This window comes from Haloglomus litoreum (genome assembly GCF_029338515.1).
Lineage (GTDB): Archaea > Halobacteriota > Halobacteria > Halobacteriales > Haloarculaceae > Haloglomus > Haloglomus litoreum.
On record NZ_CP119988.1, the window covers coordinates 1,689,443 to 1,707,460 of the forward strand.

Sequence of the window (18,018 nt, forward strand, 5' to 3'; positions counted from 1 at the left end):
AAAACGTTCCTCCGGCGATACCGTCCCCTACCTCGTCGAACGGCCCCGGAACGGTGCCGTCCGCGACGTTACCGGATCTTCCGCACGTCGCTGATGTCGAAGCCGGCGTCGCCGATCTCCGTCTCGAACCGGACGATGTTCTCCTGCTCGATCCGCGACAGGACGCCGCGGAACTGCTTGACGACCATGGTCCGCGCCCGGGTGGAGCCGCCGGACTCCCACTCGAACAGGAGCGTCCCGTCGGCGGCATCCATCAGCTGGCCGTGCTGAAGGGCCGAGAGGGTCTCCTTGTTGACGTGGGCCAGGATGATCCCCTTCCACTCGAACGCCGCCCGCGAGATGCCCTTCAGGAGGACGGGGATGTCGTCCCAGGCCAGGTCGTCGCCGGCCCCGGCGACGAGGTCGGTCAGCGAGTCGATGACGACGAGGTTGTTGGCGGCGCTGTCCGAGAGTCGCTCGCCGAGTGCCGCCGGGACCGACTGGCGCTCGCGGGTGCTGTTCAGGTCCGACAGCGTCGCCGTCCGGTCGGAGTACCACTCGCGGGGGACCGGCGATAGCTGGAAGAACTCGGACGAGAGGTCGTGGAACGTCACCGCGGGGCTGCTCGAGGAGACCAGGTCGTCGTCCATCGCCAGCCCCATCTCCTGGCGGAGCTTCCGCTCGTCGGAGGTGAACGAGAGGTAGTGGACCTCCTCGGGGGGGACCGCGCCCGACGCCAGGTCGCCGTAGTAGAGATCGAACAGGTCTGGATCGGCCTGCAGGAGCCCGTTCATGGCTGCGCAGGTGTACATGAACTCCCGCGCGCCGGCCCCCGCCTCTCCCGAGAGCAGCACGACACTCCCGGCGGGGACCCCCCCATCGATGGTCGTGTCCAGCCGCCGGATGCCGAACGGGATTCGGTCCATGCGAGTGCCTGTGCAGCCGCAGTATTAAATATCCGTCTCCGCCCGCCGGGTCGACGTGCGGCGATGCCGCTCCACCCCGATGGCTGTTCGAGGACCGGGCGGTCCGGAGAGGGCCGCCGATGACAGCTCACCGCAGTCCTGCCCGCGAGACGAGGACCCCGTCACGGCTGATGGCCACGCGGACGTACCCCATGATACCGGCCCCGTCGGACGGGAACGTCAGCGTCCGGGAGGAGCGGTCACCGTCGCTCGCCGCGGACACCTCGTAGTCGCCAGCTTCGGGCATGACATCCGCCGAGGTCGCCCGCCCCCCGGCGGGGACGGAGAAGGTCTGGTCGAGGAGCGACTCGCCGCCCGCCCTGGCGACCCGGACCCGGACCGACCGCTCGAAGTTCGTCTGGTTGTAGCAGTGGACGGCCCCATCCGGCGGCCCCTCGGCCTCCGTACTGCAGCCGGCGGTCAGCGTGGTCACGGTTGCGAGCCAGCCCAGCACCCCCCGGCGTGTGAGTCCCTGCACGGCCTCCGCCTCAGTCGCTCCCGTGGTCGACACCTGGCCGTGACTCGGCGTCCATCCGTCTGAGCGTCGCCCGCGCCTGCGAGGCGTCGTAGCCGAACAGCACGCGGTCGCCGTACTCGGCGGCCACGCGGACGGCCTTCGTGAGGTTGTCGAGATCGACGTTGACGGCGTACAGCTCGATCGAGAACGGGGTGTCCAGCTCCCCGGAGCGGTCGGCCCACGCGGACGCGAGGATCTCCAGCCAGTACGTCGTCGAGTACGCCATGTCGTAGATGGGGACGACGAACTCGTCGACGTACTCGGCGAGCGCCTCGAGGTCGAGCCCGGCACGCTCGTACAGGTGGCCGGGGTAGGGGTCGGGGTAGACGGTGAGGTAGAGGTCTCCGGGGACGTGCTCGCGGGCGGTCGCGACGAAGTCCGTGATGACCTCGGCACGCCAGACCTCGCGGTCGTCGAAGCCGCTGTCTGCGAACGCCGCGTCACAGCGGTCGCAGTGGCAGTACTCCCCGCGCGGCCAGCCCACATCGTCCAGCCGGACATCGCCGTTCACCTCGGCACAGTCCTCGATGATGTCGAGCAGGCCGCGCTTGTAGTCCACGACCGAGGGGTCGATGTAGTCCCAGTCGAAGTACTCGCGCTCCCGGGTCGCCCTGTGTCCGTCGGGGTCCTCGGGAACGAGGTCCGGGTTCCCGGTGGCGGCGGCGTTGTCGGCGAAACAGGACACCATGTTGACCGCCTCGGGTTCCGGCTCGGAGGGTTTCCCGGCGACGGACTTCACCTCGTAGAACCCGACGTCGAACTCGGGCCACTCCAGTTCCTCGGCGTTCCGCGTGACGACCCCGTACTCCATACCCGGTGGTGGTGGGGCGGAACGGTAAGTAGTGTCGTTCGCCGGCGCGGGCGGCGATGTCCTCGCGGCCGCGCCGGGGACGGTTCGTGGAGGGCCGTGTCGATCTACCGGCGGACGAGGTAGATGGCGACGATGGCGAGCAGGGCGACGACCGCGAGTGCCTTCTTGGACATATCCGATACGTGGTCGGGTCACGGCATAATCCTTGCGGGGGGTCAGCCGTCGGAGAGATGGAACTCGAAGCGTGCCCCCCCGGCATCGCTCTCGGTCAGGTGCACCTCCCAGCCGTGGGCCTCGGCGATGGTCCGGACGATGCTCAGCCCGATTCCCGTGCCCTCGTCGGTGGTCGTGTGGCCGCGCTCGAACACCGCCTCACGCTCGGCCTCGGGGATCCCGCGGCCGTCGTCGGCGACGTAGAACCCTGTCGGGTCGGGGGGAGACCCGCCATCGTCCGTTGCGGCCTCCTCGTCCGCCTCCCCGAGGAGCCCGACCGTCACCTCGACGCTCGGGGGGCGCTGTCCCGCCCCCGCCTGTTCCGCGCTGTCGGCGGACTCCGTCCGGCCCTCCGTGGAGCCGTGTTCCACACTGTTGCGGAACAGGTTCTCGAGCAGCGCCCGTAGCCGCTCGGGGTCGGCCTCCAGTGTCGCCCCCTCCGCCCGGAGTTCCAGGCTCGCGTCCTTCCCGCCCGCGGTCTCCCAGGCGCGCTCCGCGACGGTCCCGAGGTCGACGGACTGGGGCTCGCCGACCGCTCGACCACTCCGGGTCAGCATCAGGACGCCCTCGATGAGGGCGTCCATCCGGTCGAGGGCGGACTCCAGGTCCTGGACGTACTCGGCCGCGTTCTCCCGTCCCTCCGTCACCGCCTCCAGCAGCGTCAGCGTGGCCCGCGCCGTGTTCAGCGGGTCCCGCAGGTCGTGCGTGACGACGGCCGCGAACCGCTCCAGTTGGTCGTTCTTGCGCTCGAGCGCGTCCTCGCGCTCGATGCGGTCCGAGATGTCGCGCATGATGCCCGAGAACACCCGCTCGCCGTCGTACTCGTGTTCCTCGAAGGCGATCGAGAGCGGTACCTCGTGGCCATCGGCGTGGAGCGCCGGGAGCTCGATGCCGCTCCAGTCGAGTTCCCGGCCGCCGTCCGAGACGTACCGCTCGAGGGCGTCGAGGTGGGGCTCCCGGTATCGCTCGGGCATCACGTCGGTCAGGCGCTCCCCCTCCAGCGCCGTCGGGTCGTAGCCGAGGGTCCGCTCGACCCCCTCGTTGGCGAAGACGATGGTGCTGTCGCTGTCGATGGTGATGATCGCGTCCCGGCTCCGCGCCACCAGATCGCGGAAGAACGAACCCTCCATCGTCAGTGAGCGAGCCGGTCCGATCCCATGGGGACGCGACACTGGATTCCGGTGAGGGCGGTCGGTCGCCGCGCTCTCTCGCACGGCCCGGCGACCGAACGACAGTCCATGCATGCCGGAAGCCTCTCAGACCTTTAGTCGTTGGGGCTGGGGGGTGGCCGGACCGTTCGGCGATGGTGCCCCGCGTCCCTTTTCACGCCGAGCGATGTAGCGACGGTCATGAGCAGTGCCAACCGGAGCGACGTGCCGCCGGAGACGGTCGGCGTCTCCCTGGACCCCGAGGGGGTGGAGGTGACCTACACCGACGGTCGGTCGGTGTTCTACCACGGCGTCCCCGAGAAGGCCGAGGGGCGGGTCATCTCCGCGCCCGGCAAGGAGGTCCACGTCCTCGTCACGGACCCCACCGAGACCGAGGGCGTGATGGTGTACGTCAACGACCGGAAGACCGACGACGAGATCCTCGAAGCGACCGGCGTCGGCCGGGTCATCCTGGAGCGCGGCGAGACCGACTCCATCTTCCCCGGCGTCGAGGCCACGAACAAGGGGTACCGCGTGCAGGTCGAGGCCGACCCCGAGCAGGCCCGTGGCCGCGTGTTCGTCTTCGTCGAGGACGAACTCTCCGAGCAGGCCTACGAGATCGTCGCGCCCGAGGCGGGCGATGAGAGCGAGGAAGCGAGCGAGGCCGAGCCGGCCGACGGAGTCGAGTGATGCCCCTGCAGAAGCGCTGGGAGCCGCTCGAGCGTGCCACGGTCGGGAGGGTCCCCGACCGCTACGGCGTCTACGAACTCGGTGACGAGGACGGGACCGTCATCGCCGTCGAGCACGGCCCCCTCCGGGACGAACTCAAGGAGGTGCTCGCCTACCGGGACGCCCCGAAGGTCCGGTGGGAGGCCTGCCAGAACCGTGACCACGCCGAGCGATTGGCCGAGGAGCACCGGGAACGGCTGTAGTCGGCTCCCTTCGCGGCCGTCCTCGCGCCACCGACCTCGCGGCTGATCCGGCCCGGGCCGGCGCCGAAGCGGCGAGGGTCGCACGGAAGCGTACCGTTTAGACCGTCGGCGAGGAACGCCCGGACATGGCACCCGAGCAGGCCGACGAGGCGGACGGGGAGCGAGAGACGCGCTGGGTGGTCCAGTGGGCCGAACCGTTCGGCGACCGCGAACCGAAACGGATCGTCGAGACGGAGGCCGAGGCCGAGGCCGTCATCGAGGCGATGAAGGCGGTCTATCCCCCCTCCGAGGAGCAGGAGGGTGCCTACCGCGTCGAACTCGGCGCCGACGTGTTCTTCACGAAGGTCGAGGTCCCGTTCGGCCCGCTCCCCGACGACGAGTGGGACGAGCAACGGGACGCGTAGGCCCCGAGACTCGCGGTGCTCACGGCCGGACGGGACGCTGATTCGGGTTCGACTCCCGAAGTAATTCGATTGTATCTGCGATATCGGATGATCCTCAACTATTCGTTACAAATCGGGGCGAAAGGCAGATAATCGCTCGGTGCGGCGTCCGTCCCCTTGGCGAGTCTCGCGGCGGCCCTCGGCCGCCGCGTAGGACAGCGTTATTCGATCTCCTCTGCGATCTCGTCGGCGTCGATGTCGGCCTCCTCCAGCGCGGCCTCGATGTCGGCCTCGTCGACGTCCTCGCCGCCGGGCGCGCCGCCGCCCATGCCGCCCATCATGCCGCCCATGCCGCCCATCATGCCGCCGGAGCCGTCGAGGATGTCCTGGACGATGATGCGGTCGATGCCCGTCTTCTCGATGATCTCCTGGGCGATCTGGGTCTTCTGCATCATCCACTGCTGGTTCATCGAGAGCTGCGGGTTGGACTCGACGTACAGCGTCAGTTTCTCGACCGTCTCCGTGATGGTCTCGGGTTCGGCGTCCTCGTCGTCCTCGTCGTCGGGCTGCTCGACGCGGGTCTCCTCGACCTCGTCGGTCTCGAGGTGCATCTCGAGGTCCATGTCGAGGAACATCCCGAACAGCCCCTGCGCTCGCTCGAGCTGGTCGGTGACCTCGTCGACGATCTCGAACTCGTACTGGATCTCCTCGCCCGCGAGCGGGTGGTTGAAGTCGACCCGGGCGCGGCCGCCGACGATGGTCTCGAGGACACCCTGCTCGCCGTCGATCTGGACGCGGGCGCCGGGATAGCGGTCGTCCTCGCCGATCTTGTCGGCCGAGACGGTGCGGACGCGCTCCTCGTCGTACTCGCCGAAGGCCTCCTCCGGCGGGATGGTGACGGAGCCGGTGTCGCCGGGCTCGCCGCCGATGATGGCGTCCTCGACGGACTCGAACAGGTGACCGGCGCCGAGCACGATGACGCGCGGCTCGAAGGTCCCCTGGTCGGCGACACCCTCCTCCTCGGCGACCTCCGGGTCGGTGGTGTCGACCAGCTGGTCGCCCTCGACCGTTCGGGCGGTGTAGTCGATGCGGACGAAGTCGCCGTCCTGGAGCCCCTCGGGCTCTTCCTCTTCTTCCTCGTCCTCGGTGTCGGCGGCCTCCGACTCCGGACTCTCCTCCTGTTCGGCCTCCGCCTCGGCCTCCTCGGCCTCGGCGTCGGCGGCTGTCTCCTCGACGTCCTCGTCGGATTCGTCGCTCATAGCACGACCGACTCCCGACGCATCCTTAACGGTCACGTTTCGGGGCTGCACACCGCGTTCCGGTGGACGGGGCGGTCGCATCCGGGTGTTTTTCGGTCCGGGCCTGCTCCCTGCGGCCATGTACGAGGTCGAACTCAAGGTCCGCGCCGACCACGACCGGGTTCGCGCGCGGCTGGCCGACGTGGGCGCGACGGACGCGGGCGGGGTCTCACAGGTCGACACCTACTACGACGCCCCCCATCGGGACTTCGCCACCACGGACGAGGCACTCCGGTTGCGCCGCGAGACGCCGGTAGACGGAGAGGACGATGCGCCGGAGACCGTCACGAAACTCACCTACAAGGGTCCGCTCGTCGAGACCGAGTCCAAGACCCGCCGGGAGCACGAGACCGTCGTGCTGGACGACGACGCGGCAGAGGGCATCCTCGCCGGTCTCGGGTTCGAGCCGGCGGCTACCGTCGAGAAGCACCGCCGCTTCTTCCGGTACGGCGGCTACACGGTGACGCTGGACCGGGTCGACGGCCTGGGCGAGTTCGTCGAGGTCGAGACAGAGGCCGAGGCCGTCGAGGCGGCGCGCGAGGGGGCCGTCGAGGTGCTGGAGGAACTGGGGCTGGACCCCGACGACCAGATACGGACCTCGTACCTCGGGCTGTTGCTCGCCGCGGACGGACCTGCTGATGCACGGTAGTAATCTTCTGCCGCTCTGGTGTTTCCGTAAGTTATACGCCCGCGCCAGCGGAAGGGGGCGGTAATGACCGACCGCAATATCCGCGTCGAGCCCGTCGTGGGCCGCGCGGTCGAGGATCAGGAGGTGGAGATCGTCGAGCGCAAGGGCCTGGGACACCCGGACTCGATCTGCGACGGCATCGCCGAGGCCGTCTCGAAGGCGCTCGCACAGGCCTATCTCGACCGGGTGGGTGAGGTCCTCCACTACAACACCGACGAGACACAGCTCGTCGCCGGCAGCGCGGCGCCCGCCTTCGGCGGCGGCGAGGTGCTCGAACCTATCTACCTGCTCATCACCGGCCGTGCCACGAAGGAGTACCAGGGGACGAAGATCCCCGCCGAGACCATCGCGCTGCGGGCGGCCCGTGACTACCTCGGCGAGAACTTCCCCGAACTCGACCACGGGACCGACGTGGTCGTGGACGTGAAGCTGGGCGAGGGGAGTGGCGACCTGCAGGGCGTCTTCGACGATGAGGGCCGCCAGGTCCCCATGGCCAACGACACCTCGTTCGGCGTGGGCCACGCGCCGCTCACCGAGACCGAGCAGGTGGTGCTGGAGACTGAGCGCCAGCTCAACGGGCACTACGCCGAGGAGAACCCGGCGGTCGGCCCCGACATCAAGGTGATGGGCAAGCGCGAGGGCGACCGGATCGACGTGACGGTCGCCGTCGCCATCATCGACAGTCACGTCGACGGCCTCGACGACTACGACGCCGCCGTCGCCGATATCCGCGAGTTCGTCCACGACCTGGCGGCCGACATCACCGACCGTGAGGTCCGGGTCCACGTCAACACCGCCGACGACTACGAGGACGGCTCCATCTACCTCACCACGACCGGGACGAGCGCCGAGCAGGGCGACGACGGCTCCGTCGGCCGCGGCAACCGCGCGAACGGTCTCATCACCCCGAATCGCTCGATGAGTATGGAGGCCACCTCCGGGAAGAACCCGGTCAACCACATCGGGAAGATCTACAACCTGCTCTCGACCCAGATCGCCGAGAGCGTCGTCGCCGAGGTCGATGGCATCCGCGAGATCCGCATCCGCCTCCTCAGTCAGATCGGCGAACCCATCGACGACCCGCACGTCGCCGACGCCTCGCTCGTCACCGCGGACGGTGTCTCGGTCGCCGACATCGAGGAGGAGGCCACCCGCATCATCGACCGCGAACTCGCCGACGTGACGAGCATCACCGAGCGCGTCATCGAGGGCGAACTGACGACCTTCTAACGCACCGGTTTCGCGAGGGGGTCGCCAGCGGCGACCCCTCGCCAACAATCTGCACCAACAAGCCGCTCCTCGCTGCGCTCGGAGCGGGGAACCGCGCTTGCTTCGCTCGCGCGGACGGAAGAGACAGCAGAACCGATTCCACCAGAAAACGACGGTCTCCTGGAAGATTCCGACTCCGGGAGAACCGCCTCAGTCGGCCAGACTCCCGTTCAGCTCCTCCTTCAGCTGGCCGAACTCGGCGACGCGCTCGGCATGGGCGTTGTGCTGGTGGATGGACTCGTCGTTTGACTGCTTCATCGTCACGACGGCCTCATCCGGGAGGTCGAAGCGCTCGACCGTCCCTTCGGCGAGCGAGCGGACGCAGTCCTCGACGAACTTCGCGTTCGCGTGGGAGTGGTAGGTCATGTGGTCCTCGTCCGGGCGCTTGGCCATGTTGTAGATGCGCGCGGACATCGAGTTCCGGGCCACGTCGATGAGGTCCTCGAGGTCCACGTCCGGGGAGCCCTTGCTTCGAATCTTGAGCGTGGCGTGGCCGCGCTGGGAGTGGCCCGGCTGGGGCACCTCGTCCAGGAACGACTCGACGACGTCCTCCTCGACGCCGAGGTCCGCGAGCGTCTCGCGGGCACGGGCCTCGCTCATCCCCTGCGAGCAGGGACAGACCGTCATCCCCGTGACCGTGGTGCCGACCTCCTCGTGGGTGCCGTCGCCGTTGGCGGTCGCGGAAGCGTGGATGTCGGCGGTGAACTGTGTCGGGCGGTCGCTCGCTGGTGTCTCCTCGCGCTGGACGTACTCGGCGTCCATCGACACCTCGGCGCGGGAGGTGTAGTCGTGCTTCTTCAGCAGGCGTTCGGCCACGTCGCCACAGAGGTCCTCGATGCGGACGTGCCGGTCCTCGAGTGCCTCCTCGATGATCTCGTCGACGACCTCCATGTTCCGGCTCATGTCGATGCCCTTGCGCCACTTCGGGAGGTCGACGTACACCTCGAACTCCGCCATCAGGACGATGGGGCGCCGGCCGTCACGGTCGAGTTTCACCAGCTTCTCGACGCCTGTCACGCCCACCCGGTTCAGTCCGACACTCACCTCCGGACGCGAGGCCTGCACGTCCGGGAGTTGCTCACTCATTACCGTCAACGAGGGGCGCGACGCTGTTAGCACTTACGACCGCGGAGACGGAGCGACTCGGCGCCGTCTGGCGGTTTCGGAGAACTGACCGAGAGGTCAGTCGAGCTTGCCGAGCGCGGCGAAGAAGTCCAGCGGCGGTCCCGCGACCCGCAGTGGCTCGTCGGCCCGGCGGACGGCGACCTGCGTGGGCGGTGTCACCGTCTCGGAGCGCCGACCGTCCGCGACCACGACCGCGCTGTCGGCCTCCTCGACCCGGATGGTCACCTCGCTGTCGGGTCCCAGGACGAGCGACGGCATCGGCGAGCGGGCGCACATCTCCGTCAGGACGAGCGCATCGGCGCCCGGATGGACGAGCGGCCCGCCCTCGCTGAGGTTGTACGCCGTGCTGCCGGCTGGCGTGGCGACGAGTGCCCCGTCGGCCCGGCTCCCGGCGTACAGGGACCCGTCGACCCGGATCTCGAGACCGATGCCGTTCGCCCGGCCCCGCTGTGGGCCCATGACGGCGATCTCGTTGAGCGCCGGCGAGAGCGCCCAGTCGTCGTTCTCGGCCACGACCCGCGGGAGCTCGTAGACGGACGGCTCCCCGCGGCCCCGTATCTCCGAGACGACGCCACGGACGGCGTCGACGGCCTCCTCCGGCGGGACGGCGTTGAGGAACCCGACCTCGCCGAGGTTGACGCCCATCATCGGCGTGGTGTCGGCCCCCCGGGCGGCGAACAGGAACGTCCCGTCGCCGCCGATACTCACCACGAGGTCGCAGGCCGACATCCGGTCGACCGGAACGCCGATGTCGGGCTGGTCGACGGCCCCGGCGGTCGATTCGTCGAGCGCGACGCTGGCCTCCGGGACGTCCCCCCGGATCCGCTCGGCGAGCTCGACGGCCCGGGGATTGCCCCGCTGGGCCACGATGCCGAGATGCATCGCCCGGGCGTTCGCCCCCCGCCGTCAAGAACCCCGCGGGAGCGGCCTGCCGACGATCCGAGAGCCTGCCCCGTCAGCAGGAGCGGGCAGCGCCGGAACGACCGGCCCGGGCGGGCAAGCTTAATCAGTTACGACATCCAACCCGGAGGACATGAACGTGTGCGCTGACGGAGAGGTGGGGCCGTGAGCGACGAGGGAGATGACGACTGGTTCGAGGGCGGCCTCGACGAGGACGCCTCCTTCGACGAGGGCGGCGCCCCGGATGCCGGCGGGATGGGTGGGGGCCCACCCGGAGAGGAGGGCGAGGAGCTGTTCGAGGAGGACTTCGCCTCGGCCTTCGAGGGAGGTGGCTCCTCCTCGGGTTTCGACGAGGAGTTCGAATCCAACCTCCCTCGCGTGGACCTCGGCATCACCGGCCTGGACGAGATGATCCAGGGCGGCGTCCCCGAGCGGTCGCTCCTGGTCGTCATCGGGTCGGCCGGGACCGGGAAGACGACGTTCGGCCTCCAGTTCCTCCAGAAGGGACTCGAGGAGGGCGAACGCACCGTCTACATCACGCTGGAGGAGTCCCGCGAGGCCATCGTCGAGGCCGCCACGGAGAAGGGCTGGCCCTTCGACGAGTACCTCGAGGACGACCAGCTCGCCATCATCGACCTCGACCCGGTCGAGATGGCCAACTCGCTGGCCTCCATCCGGAGCGACCTGCCCCGGCTCATCGACGACTTCGACGCCGAACGGCTGGTGCTGGACTCCGTCTCCCTGCTGGAGATGATGTACGACAACCAGCCCGACCGCCGGACGGAGGTGTTCGACTTCACCAAGGCGCTCAAGAGCGCCGGCGTCACGACGATGGTCACCTCCGAGGCCGACCAGGACAACCCCTACGCCTCCCGGCACGGCATCATCGAGTACCTCACCGACGGCGTGTTCGTCCTCCAGTACGTCCGCTCGGAGTTCCGCGAGACCCGCCTGGCCGTCGAGATCCAGAAGATCCGGAACGCCAACCACTCACGCGAGACCAAACCCTACGAGATCACGGGCGAGGGCATCTCCGTCTATCAGCAGGCCAATATCTTTTAACGCGCACATTCTCCGGTTCGGATTCGGCGGCGAAGCCGAACCGCTCACCGAAAACATCTGCACCAAAAAAGCCGCTCTCCGGCCCGCAGGGCCTCCGAGCGGTGAAACGCGCTCGCTGCGCTCGCGCGTACGCAAGCTCGGTTATCTGTGTCACCGAGTGGCTTATCTGTGTCACCGAGTGGCGCCCGCTGCTTGTGTCAAGGAGCGACGCCTGTTGCCCGTCCCACGGAGCGAGCCGACAATTCTGCTCAATAGTATGCTTCTTTGATTTCAAAGAAGTACTTTGGGGGATTAATAGGGGTTTTCTAAGCTTATTTGTCGAATATCTCGGCTCCTCGGCCGACGAGCGTCTGGTAGGCCCGGGCCTCGGTGCCGCGGTCCTCGAAGGCGTCGAGCATCCCGTTGGCGACCGCACGGCGGTCGTCCGCGTCGCAGGCCGCGATGACGGTGGGGCCGGCACCGGAGATGGTGACGCCACAGGCACCGGCGGCCATCGCCGCGGTGCAGACCTCGTTGTAGCCGTCGATGAGTTCGGCGCGGGCCGGCGTGACGACCGAGTCGCTCATCCCGCGGCCGACGAGTTTCGGGTCGTCGCGGGCCATGCCGGCGGTGAGCGTGGCGGCGTTGGCGACCGTCTCGACCAGCTGGTCGACAGTGGCCGTCTCGGGCACGACACGGCGGGCGTCACGGGTCGAGACGACGATCTCCGGGAGGACCGCGACGAGCGGGATGTCGGCGTCGATGCCGGTGACGCCGTCCTCCCGGGCGATGGTGAACCCGCCGATGATGGAGGGCGCGACGTTGTCGGCGTGGGCGGTGCCGGAGACGACCGCCTCCCCCTCGGCGGCGATGGGGACCAGCTCCTCGCGGGTGAGGCCCCGGTCGTAGAGCTCGTTGAGCGCGACGGCGGCAGCGGCGGCACTCGCGGCCGACGAGCCGAGCCCCGACGCCGGCCGGACGCCCTTGTCGATCTGGATGTGGGCCGGGGCGTCCAGCTCCTTCGCGACGGCGCCGACCGTGTTCTTCTCCGGGTCCTCCGGGATGTACTGCGAGCCGACGCCGGAGACGTCGATGGTGGTCCGGTCGGCCTTCTCCACACGGACGACGTCCGCCGGGCGCTCGAGGGCGACGCCGAACACGTCGAACCCGCTCCCGAGGTTCGCACTCGTGGCCGGCGCCCGGACGGTCAGCATGAGGCCGGATTGTGGACAGGTTCGCAAAAACTTGGCGACATGTCGGGTGCCCGCCGGTGTTCCGGCGGATGCGGGCACAGCGACCACCCCCTGCAGGTGGCGTGACGAAGGTTCAAGTACCGGAACGGGACCAACCACCCCGTGCTCGGAACACCTGCCGACGCCTGGTACGTCTGGCTCGGCCTGGCGACCGTCAGCCTCGCGCTCCTCGGGACGGCCACCAGTCTCCCGACCGCGGCGCCACCCGACCCGGCCCCCGCCGCCCGGACCGTCGACGCGGTCGCCTCCGGCCCGTACGCGTCGACCGCAGAACACCCGCTCGACGCGGCCGCGGTCCGGATCGACCCGGCCGGTATCGCCCTCCGGACGGACGGTGGCGCCGTCCGCGAACCGTTCAGCTACGGACCCGTGACACCGGTGCCTCCGGACGCCGGTGACCTGCGCGCGGTCCTGACAGGTGGCCGACCAGCCCGCGCCTTCGAGACGCCGCAGGCGCTGGCCGACCGTGCGGCCCGTGCCCGACAGCACGCCCCCGAGTGGCGTGCTGCCCCCGATCAGTTGCTCGTCCGTCACGTCACGTGGGGGGATGTCGATGTCACGCTCGTCGGCTGACGGCCGGGCGCGCCCGTCGGCGGCCCCCGGCGAGCGTGGTCAGGTGGAGCCCCTGGCTGCGCTAGCTGCCATCCTCGCGGTGACGGCGGGCTTCGGACTCTACACCGGTGCGCTCCACGCGGCGGTGCCGACGCCGGCCGAGCCAGGCCTGGCGCCGACGGCCCTGGACGCCGTCGCCGGGGCGGCCAGCGACCCGACCGGCGTTGTCGACCCCGAACGCCTCTCCCCCGCACTCGCGGCTGGCCCGGACCGGAAGCTGGTGAACGCGACCCTCGACGCTGGACGTCGGCGGTGGACAGTCGGCCCCCCGGTCCCGGACGACGCGAGGGACCGTGCGCGACGGCGGGTCGCGGTGGATACCGGCCCGAACCGGACTGCGGTCGGGACCCTCCGGGTGGTCGTATGGTGAGTCGGGCCGCCGGTCGGGGCCGCGACCGCGCGGTCAGTACGGTCGTCGACGTGAGCCTCTGCCTGCTGCTGGTATCGGCAGCCGTCGGCACGCTCGCGCTCCCGCACGACTCCCCAGCGGAGACGAGCCGCCGGCCCGCCCCGGCAGCGACGGTCGAGGCGCTCGCCACGGGGACTACCTCGGTGGCCTACGATCTCGACACCGCTGGACTGGACGGCGAGGCCGGGACGAACGCGGCGGGTGAACTCGCGCGGGTCGCTCACGGGAGCTATGCCGGCCTCCTCGCCGAGGCGGCGGTCGAGAACGCGAGCATCGACGGGCGAGCACTCTCCGGCGCAAGCGACGGGTTCGAGCGACGGATCCGTGTAGCTGTCCGGAACGTCACCCGCGCGACGGGCGGCCGGACCCGGATCAGAGCGACCTGGGTCCCGTACCCGGGGGCTCCGACCCGGGGCGTCGTCACTGCCGGGCCGCGGCCGCCACCGGAGGCGACCGTCGCGGCAGCAAGGATGACGGTCCCGAGTCGGTTCCCGACGTCCCGTGAGCGGGCTCGACGCGCTGCACGCCGGAGCGGCTACCGGGGGGTGGCGCTCGTCCTCGCACGGGCCACCGTCGTCGGCTGGTTCCCACCGGACGACACACGGCTCGCGCTGCGGGGGGACTCCCCCGTCGACGCGCTGCTCGCGGAGCGCTACCGCCGGACGGCGAGCACCCTCGGGACGAGCGTCGCCGACCCAGTCGGCGCTGTCGAACCCCGCCGCGCGAACGCCCGACTGGTGGCGGCGCTCTCTCGACGCTTCGAGGCCGACCTCCGGTCACGATTCGACTCGCCGAACGCGGCTGCCGACGCGGTCCGGGTCGGCCAGGTCAGGGTGGTGGTGATGGCATGGTGAGGTCACTCGGCGAGAGCGACCGTGCCCGGGTCCCGTTCGCCCTGGTCGGAGTCGTCCTCCTCGTGACGAGCACGGCGTTCCACGCGTCGCTGGGCGCGGCACCGGCGGTTCGGGAGCCAGCCACGGAGGCCGCGCTCGAGCGGGCAGGTGCCGGCGTGGTCCCGGCGCTACGGGCAGCCGTCCGGCGGGCGGCCCGCACGGCCGCGGCCGACCCGGTCGTGACCCCGGCCAACACCACGGTCGGCCGGGCGCTGAACGACTCCCGTCCCTTCCGTGACGCGCTCAGGCTCCGCATCTACCTGGCAGCCAGTGACGAACTGGCCACCGTCCGGGCGCAGGAATCGTCCGTCGTGGCGAGCGCCGGCCTGCCGGCCGTGGACGACGACCGGACGGCCACCGTCCGTCGTGCCATCGAACGGATCCGTGTCCGGCGCGCGGGACCGGACGGGACACGACTCCGCGTCCACGTTCGGAACGTCTCCCTCCGTGCTGCCCGCCACGGACGGGTACTGACGCGGAAGTCGCTTCAGGTGAACCTGACCGTCGGCTCACCGGTACTCGCGCTCCACGACCGGACGGTCGCCTACGAACGGCGACTGGATGCAGCCACGCTCTCGCCCCGGAGCGCCGGCGCCCGACTCACCGTCGGCACCTACCTCGTCGCCACCGGGCGTGGGACGGCACAGTGGGCCGGCGCTCCGATCGCCAACGTCCTGGGGAACCGGCACCTGGCGCTCGCGACGGACGCCGCCGTCTACGACGCACAGGCCCGCACCTTCGGCACGATGGACCCGGAGTGGGCCGACGGACTCGCCACCACGGCAGCGCGAGCACTGGGCAAGGATGCCGTCGCTTCGGGCTCCGAGGAGATCAAACGGGGGCGGTCGGCTACCGGGGCCCGGGCTCTGGGTGCGCTGGAACGGTTCCTGCTCCGGGGCGCGTCGCGGGGCTCCGAGTCAGCCGGTCCCTTCGAGACGGAGCAGGTGACCGTCCGTGTCGGCCGGAGCGGGGACGGAGCACTCGCCGCGATGCTCCGACGACCGGCCCGCGGTTCACCGAACCTCACGCGTGTACTGCGGGAGTCCTACACCGTCCACGCTCGACTCGCGACCCGGACACGTCGGCTCGGGAGCAGCGAGTCCGGACGCCGCCGGCCCGCGGGAGGAGGGGACTGGCGGCTCGTGGGGCGGGAGCGGCGAGTCGAGCGGGTATCCCGGAACATCACCGTCGGAGGGAGCAGCGCCGCCCCGCCACGCGTTCCCGGCGACTGGCACCGCCTGACCGGGGGGCGGCGACGTGTCAGGGAGCGAGCGACGGTGGTCCGTCACTGGCGAGACGGGAACCGGACACGTGTCACTCGCCAGCACACCACGACACGGTACCGGGTAGCCGTCGCGGTGTTCGGTGACCACGGAACCCGCAACGACGATACCCCGGAACGCGCCGTCCACCCGGTCCACGACCCCGGCGGGGCACTCGTCGGTCCGAACCTCGCCGACGTACCGGCGCGCGCGACGGAGCAGCTGGTGGCCGATCGGGGCGGGTACGGACGGCTCGCCGAACGCGCGGTCGCCGGAACGGTCGACACGACCCCCGTATCGGTCGAGGGCCAGCGTCCACCGCGTCTGAGCCGATGGGTGGAGAGCGACCTGCGCGCCCTGCACCGACGCGTGCGCAACGTCTCCGTCCGCACCTCGCGCCGCGACCTGGGAACGCTCGACGCGACGGTCGCTGCGGACCTCGCGGCCACCCTGCGACACCGGCGGTGGTCCCTCCTCGACGCGCCAGCGACGTACGACGGGGCGAGTGACCGGGCGCGCGTGGCCGCGAGGGCGGCCTATCTCGACCGTGTCCTCGCCCGGCTGGAGGGGCGGGCCGACCGTCGCGAGCGTGCCCGGGACGGCCTGAACCGCTCGCTCGTGTCCCGTGGACTCCCATCGCTCGGCCGCATCGAGCGGCTCCGCGCGGTCGCGGAGAACGCGAGCACGGCGCGGCGTGGCGAGGGGCAGCGGCGCTCGCGAGGCGTCGGGTTCGTCCCGGATGCGACCCCGAGCCGGCTGTCGCTGACCGACATCTCCCGGAGCGAGGTCGGCCTCCGGGGGAGTGGAACCGTCCGGCCCCTGGCCGCACGGAACCTGAACGTCTTCACGCTCCCGGCCGGCGACATCGCGTCGTTCGTCCGCAGCGACGGCCCGGACCACGTCCCACTGCGGACGGCCGCCCGGACACTGCGCGCCGCCGGAGGTGGTGGGAACGAGACCACCGCGCAGAACGCCTCGCTGGTCGACGCCCGGAGCCACCTCCGGCGGGCCGTCGTCGCCTCGAACCGGGCACTCCGGGCGCGGATCCGGGCACGCCTCCGTCGGGAGGGAGTAGAGGGGGTGACCGAACGACGAGAGCTGGTCTCCGCCGGTCTGGATCCATGGGACGACCCGGCCGGGCGGGCACTGGCGCTGGCCAACGGCTCCGCGGCGGAGGCCGTCGCCCGTGCTGCTGTCGAGCGAGGGGCACTCTCCGGGCGCAGGGCCACGAGCGACCGGCTCGAACTCCTCCTCCGGGACGAGCTCCGTCGAGCGCTGGACGGCCCAGCGGCACAGGTCCCACGCCGACCGACCCAGCGGACCGGACGGCTGGCACGCGACCTTCTCGACGCGGCGGTCACCGAGGCGGTGAAGACCGGTGTCGATCGCGCGGGGACGGCGGCGAGGGACCGCCTCTACGACGCCGGCACCCGGACGGTCCCTGCGGGCCTCCCGGTCCTGCCGCCGGTGCAGCCGTGGTACGCGACCGTCAACGTCTGGGACGTCCACGTGCGGGGCACACATCCGTCCCTGGTGGTCAGAGCCCGTGGGCACGGTGTTCCGGGACCACCGCTCGCGTACGAGCGCGACGGTCGCCCGGTCCGGCTCCACGTGGACGACGACGGTGACGCCGAACGGCTGGGCCGAGCGACACGCGTCACGTTCGACATCGAGACCGCGGTGCTCGTGGTGGTCCCGCCGGGCGGCCGGGGCGTGGGAGATACCGACGGGAACGGCGACGAGCGGACGGGCTGGCCGACGCCGGAGCCGTGGTCCGGCCCGGCGCCGTAGATGTCCGGCGCCGCCGCGGCGCGTCGGGGGCGCCACAGGCGCCCGGGGACGGGCCGTGACCCGGCCGCACTTATCCCCCCGTGCCGTATGCGCCGGCATGTTCCACGAGATCGTCGCTGACCCGGGCGAACTGGGGCCAGACGAACTGTACGAGCGGTACGAGTCGGAACTGATCGCGGTCGTGGATGCCCACGGTATCGAGCGGGCAGCCGCGGAGAGCGGCGTCGACGAGGCGACGATCCGCGCGCTCGTCGATGGAGAGTCACCGGACCTCGACCACACGGAAGCCACGGCCCTGCTCGCACTCGACGGCGACGTGGATGTGGACGCGGAGACGGCCGCCGAACTCGACCGGGACGCGCTGCTCATTGGCATGACCAACGCGGTCCTGGACGTGGAGGCGCTGGCCGCGGAGGCCGACGGGGCCATGGAGGCCCGGGAGATCCAGTCGAAGGTCGAGGGGCGTTTCCCGATGACGCTCCGCGAGTTCGCGCTGCTCCACGCGACCATCCAGGAGCGGAGCCCCTGA

The 18,018-nt window shown here is 70.6% G+C and carries 19 protein-coding genes; 11 read left to right on the forward strand and 8 right to left on the reverse strand.

The window, feature by feature from the left end:
* Positions 1 to 68 precede the first annotated feature (68 nt).
* From P2T62_RS08275 to P2T62_RS08290, 4 genes are all read right to left on the reverse strand, one after another.
* Positions 69 to 905 (reverse strand): RAD55 family ATPase, encoded by an 837-nt coding sequence (locus P2T62_RS08275; protein WP_276260925.1) that lies wholly within the window; start codon positions 903 to 905, stop codon positions 69 to 71.
* Between the two features lie 127 nt (positions 906 to 1,032).
* The gene (locus P2T62_RS08280; protein WP_276260926.1) at positions 1,033 to 1,422 is read right to left on the reverse strand and encodes an Ig-like domain-containing protein; all 390 of its coding nucleotides are present in this window, start codon (positions 1,420 to 1,422) and stop codon (positions 1,033 to 1,035) included.
* 10 nt (positions 1,423 to 1,432) lie between these two features.
* Positions 1,433 to 2,272 carry a hypothetical protein gene (locus P2T62_RS08285; protein WP_276260927.1) on the reverse strand — a complete coding sequence of 280 codons (840 nt, stop codon included), beginning with the start codon at positions 2,270 to 2,272 and terminating at the stop codon, positions 1,433 to 1,435.
* Positions 2,273 to 2,487: 215 nt separating this feature from the next.
* Entirely contained in the window at positions 2,488 to 3,615 is a 1,128-nt protein-coding gene (locus P2T62_RS08290) for a sensor histidine kinase (RefSeq protein WP_276260928.1), read from the reverse strand.
* A 219-nt stretch (positions 3,616 to 3,834) separates the two neighbouring features.
* On the opposite strand from P2T62_RS08290, the gene P2T62_RS08295 reads away from it, so the two are divergent.
* From P2T62_RS08295 to P2T62_RS08305, 3 genes are all read left to right on the forward strand, one after another.
* Positions 3,835 to 4,323: a DUF5796 family protein gene (locus tag P2T62_RS08295; protein ID WP_276260929.1), complete on the forward strand. Its 489-nt coding sequence runs from the start codon at positions 3,835 to 3,837 to the stop codon at positions 4,321 to 4,323.
* Positions 4,323 to 4,565 (forward strand): DUF7508 domain-containing protein, encoded by a 243-nt coding sequence (locus P2T62_RS08300; RefSeq protein WP_276260930.1) that lies wholly within the window; start codon positions 4,323 to 4,325, stop codon positions 4,563 to 4,565. Before P2T62_RS08295 ends, P2T62_RS08300 begins: the two co-directional genes overlap by 1 nt.
* A 125-nt stretch (positions 4,566 to 4,690) precedes the next feature.
* Complete coding sequence (locus P2T62_RS08305) at positions 4,691 to 4,969, forward strand: hypothetical protein (protein ID WP_276260931.1); 279 nt, start codon at positions 4,691 to 4,693, stop codon at positions 4,967 to 4,969.
* A gap of 200 nt (positions 4,970 to 5,169) precedes the next feature.
* Here the strand turns inward: P2T62_RS08305 and P2T62_RS08310 are convergent, their stop codons facing one another.
* On the reverse strand, positions 5,170 to 6,207 hold the full coding sequence (locus P2T62_RS08310; protein WP_276260932.1) for an FKBP-type peptidyl-prolyl cis-trans isomerase: 1,038 nt from the start codon (positions 6,205 to 6,207) through the stop codon (positions 5,170 to 5,172).
* A 118-nt stretch (positions 6,208 to 6,325) separates the two neighbouring features.
* On the opposite strand from P2T62_RS08310, the gene cyaB reads away from it, so the two are divergent.
* A complete protein-coding gene (cyaB, locus tag P2T62_RS08315; RefSeq protein WP_276260933.1) occupies positions 6,326 to 6,895 on the forward strand; it encodes a class IV adenylate cyclase in 570 nt (189 codons plus the stop codon).
* 63 nt (positions 6,896 to 6,958) lie between these two features.
* Positions 6,959 to 8,164 (forward strand): methionine adenosyltransferase, encoded by a 1,206-nt coding sequence (locus tag P2T62_RS08320; protein ID WP_276260934.1) that lies wholly within the window; start codon positions 6,959 to 6,961, stop codon positions 8,162 to 8,164.
* Between the two features lie 189 nt (positions 8,165 to 8,353).
* Here P2T62_RS08320 and mptA read toward each other — a convergent pair whose 3' ends face one another.
* Complete coding sequence (mptA, locus tag P2T62_RS08325; RefSeq protein WP_276260935.1) at positions 8,354 to 9,289, reverse strand: GTP cyclohydrolase MptA; 936 nt, start codon at positions 9,287 to 9,289, stop codon at positions 8,354 to 8,356.
* A 96-nt stretch (positions 9,290 to 9,385) separates the two neighbouring features.
* Positions 9,386 to 10,210: an NAD(+)/NADH kinase gene (locus tag P2T62_RS08330; RefSeq protein ID WP_276260936.1), complete on the reverse strand. Its 825-nt coding sequence runs from the start codon at positions 10,208 to 10,210 to the stop codon at positions 9,386 to 9,388.
* A 183-nt stretch (positions 10,211 to 10,393) separates the two neighbouring features.
* Here P2T62_RS08330 and P2T62_RS08335 point away from each other — a divergent pair, with 183 nt between their 5' ends.
* Positions 10,394 to 11,290, forward strand: a complete 897-nt coding sequence (locus P2T62_RS08335; RefSeq protein WP_276260937.1) for a KaiC domain-containing protein — start codon at positions 10,394 to 10,396, stop codon at positions 11,288 to 11,290.
* 311 nt (positions 11,291 to 11,601) lie between these two features.
* Here the strand turns inward: P2T62_RS08335 and P2T62_RS08340 are convergent, their stop codons facing one another.
* Positions 11,602 to 12,483, reverse strand: coding sequence for a homoserine kinase (locus P2T62_RS08340; RefSeq protein WP_276260938.1), 882 nt, complete (start codon positions 12,481 to 12,483; stop codon positions 11,602 to 11,604).
* A 141-nt stretch (positions 12,484 to 12,624) separates the two neighbouring features.
* Between P2T62_RS08340 and P2T62_RS08345 the strand changes: the two genes are divergently transcribed.
* The 5 genes from P2T62_RS08345 (at position 12,625) to P2T62_RS08365 (ending at position 18,018) form a co-directional block, all read left to right on the forward strand.
* On the forward strand, positions 12,625 to 13,095 hold the full coding sequence (locus P2T62_RS08345) for a DUF7283 family protein (protein WP_276260939.1): 471 nt from the start codon (positions 12,625 to 12,627) through the stop codon (positions 13,093 to 13,095).
* Positions 13,076 to 13,504 (forward strand): DUF7285 family protein, encoded by a 429-nt coding sequence (locus P2T62_RS08350; protein ID WP_276260940.1) that lies wholly within the window; start codon positions 13,076 to 13,078, stop codon positions 13,502 to 13,504. Before P2T62_RS08345 ends, P2T62_RS08350 begins: the two co-directional genes overlap by 20 nt.
* Positions 13,498 to 14,397, forward strand: a complete 900-nt coding sequence (locus P2T62_RS08355) for a DUF7284 family protein (RefSeq protein ID WP_276260941.1) — start codon at positions 13,498 to 13,500, stop codon at positions 14,395 to 14,397. Before P2T62_RS08350 ends, P2T62_RS08355 begins: the two co-directional genes overlap by 7 nt.
* Positions 14,391 to 17,489, forward strand: a complete 3,099-nt coding sequence (locus P2T62_RS08360; RefSeq protein ID WP_276260942.1) for a DUF7286 family protein — start codon at positions 14,391 to 14,393, stop codon at positions 17,487 to 17,489. Before P2T62_RS08355 ends, P2T62_RS08360 begins: the two co-directional genes overlap by 7 nt.
* 97 nt (positions 17,490 to 17,586) lie before the next feature.
* Positions 17,587 to 18,018, forward strand: a complete 432-nt coding sequence (locus P2T62_RS08365; protein WP_276260943.1) for a DUF5791 family protein — start codon at positions 17,587 to 17,589, stop codon at positions 18,016 to 18,018.

Excerpts from the sequence above, each read along its gene's own strand:
- P2T62_RS08355 (WP_276260941.1), top strand. The coding sequence starts at position 13,498 with ATGGTGAGTCGGGCCGCCGGTCGGGGCCGCGACCGCGCGGTCAGTACG.
- P2T62_RS08350 (WP_276260940.1), top strand. The coding sequence starts at position 13,076 with ATGTCACGCTCGTCGGCTGACGGCCGGGCGCGCCCGTCGGCGGCCCCC.
- P2T62_RS08300 (WP_276260930.1), top strand. The coding sequence starts at position 4,323 with ATGCCCCTGCAGAAGCGCTGGGAGCCGCTCGAGCGTGCCACGGTCGGG.
- P2T62_RS08290 (WP_276260928.1), bottom strand. The coding sequence starts at position 3,615 with ATGGAGGGTTCGTTCTTCCGCGATCTGGTGGCGCGGAGCCGGGACGCG.
- P2T62_RS08275 (WP_276260925.1), bottom strand. The coding sequence starts at position 905 with ATGGACCGAATCCCGTTCGGCATCCGGCGGCTGGACACGACCATCGAT.
- P2T62_RS08310 (WP_276260932.1), bottom strand. The coding sequence starts at position 6,207 with ATGAGCGACGAATCCGACGAGGACGTCGAGGAGACAGCCGCCGACGCC.
- P2T62_RS08305 (WP_276260931.1), top strand. The coding sequence starts at position 4,691 with ATGGCACCCGAGCAGGCCGACGAGGCGGACGGGGAGCGAGAGACGCGC.
- P2T62_RS08285 (WP_276260927.1), bottom strand. The coding sequence starts at position 2,272 with ATGGAGTACGGGGTCGTCACGCGGAACGCCGAGGAACTGGAGTGGCCC.
- P2T62_RS08320 (WP_276260934.1), top strand. The coding sequence starts at position 6,959 with ATGACCGACCGCAATATCCGCGTCGAGCCCGTCGTGGGCCGCGCGGTC.
- P2T62_RS08365 (WP_276260943.1), top strand. The coding sequence starts at position 17,587 with ATGTTCCACGAGATCGTCGCTGACCCGGGCGAACTGGGGCCAGACGAA.
- cyaB (WP_276260933.1), top strand. The coding sequence starts at position 6,326 with ATGTACGAGGTCGAACTCAAGGTCCGCGCCGACCACGACCGGGTTCGC.
- P2T62_RS08330 (WP_276260936.1), bottom strand. The coding sequence starts at position 10,210 with ATGCATCTCGGCATCGTGGCCCAGCGGGGCAATCCCCGGGCCGTCGAG.
- P2T62_RS08295 (WP_276260929.1), top strand. The coding sequence starts at position 3,835 with ATGAGCAGTGCCAACCGGAGCGACGTGCCGCCGGAGACGGTCGGCGTC.
- P2T62_RS08360 (WP_276260942.1), top strand. The coding sequence starts at position 14,391 with ATGGTGAGGTCACTCGGCGAGAGCGACCGTGCCCGGGTCCCGTTCGCC.
- mptA (WP_276260935.1), bottom strand. The coding sequence starts at position 9,289 with ATGAGTGAGCAACTCCCGGACGTGCAGGCCTCGCGTCCGGAGGTGAGT.
- P2T62_RS08340 (WP_276260938.1), bottom strand. The coding sequence starts at position 12,483 with ATGCTGACCGTCCGGGCGCCGGCCACGAGTGCGAACCTCGGGAGCGGG.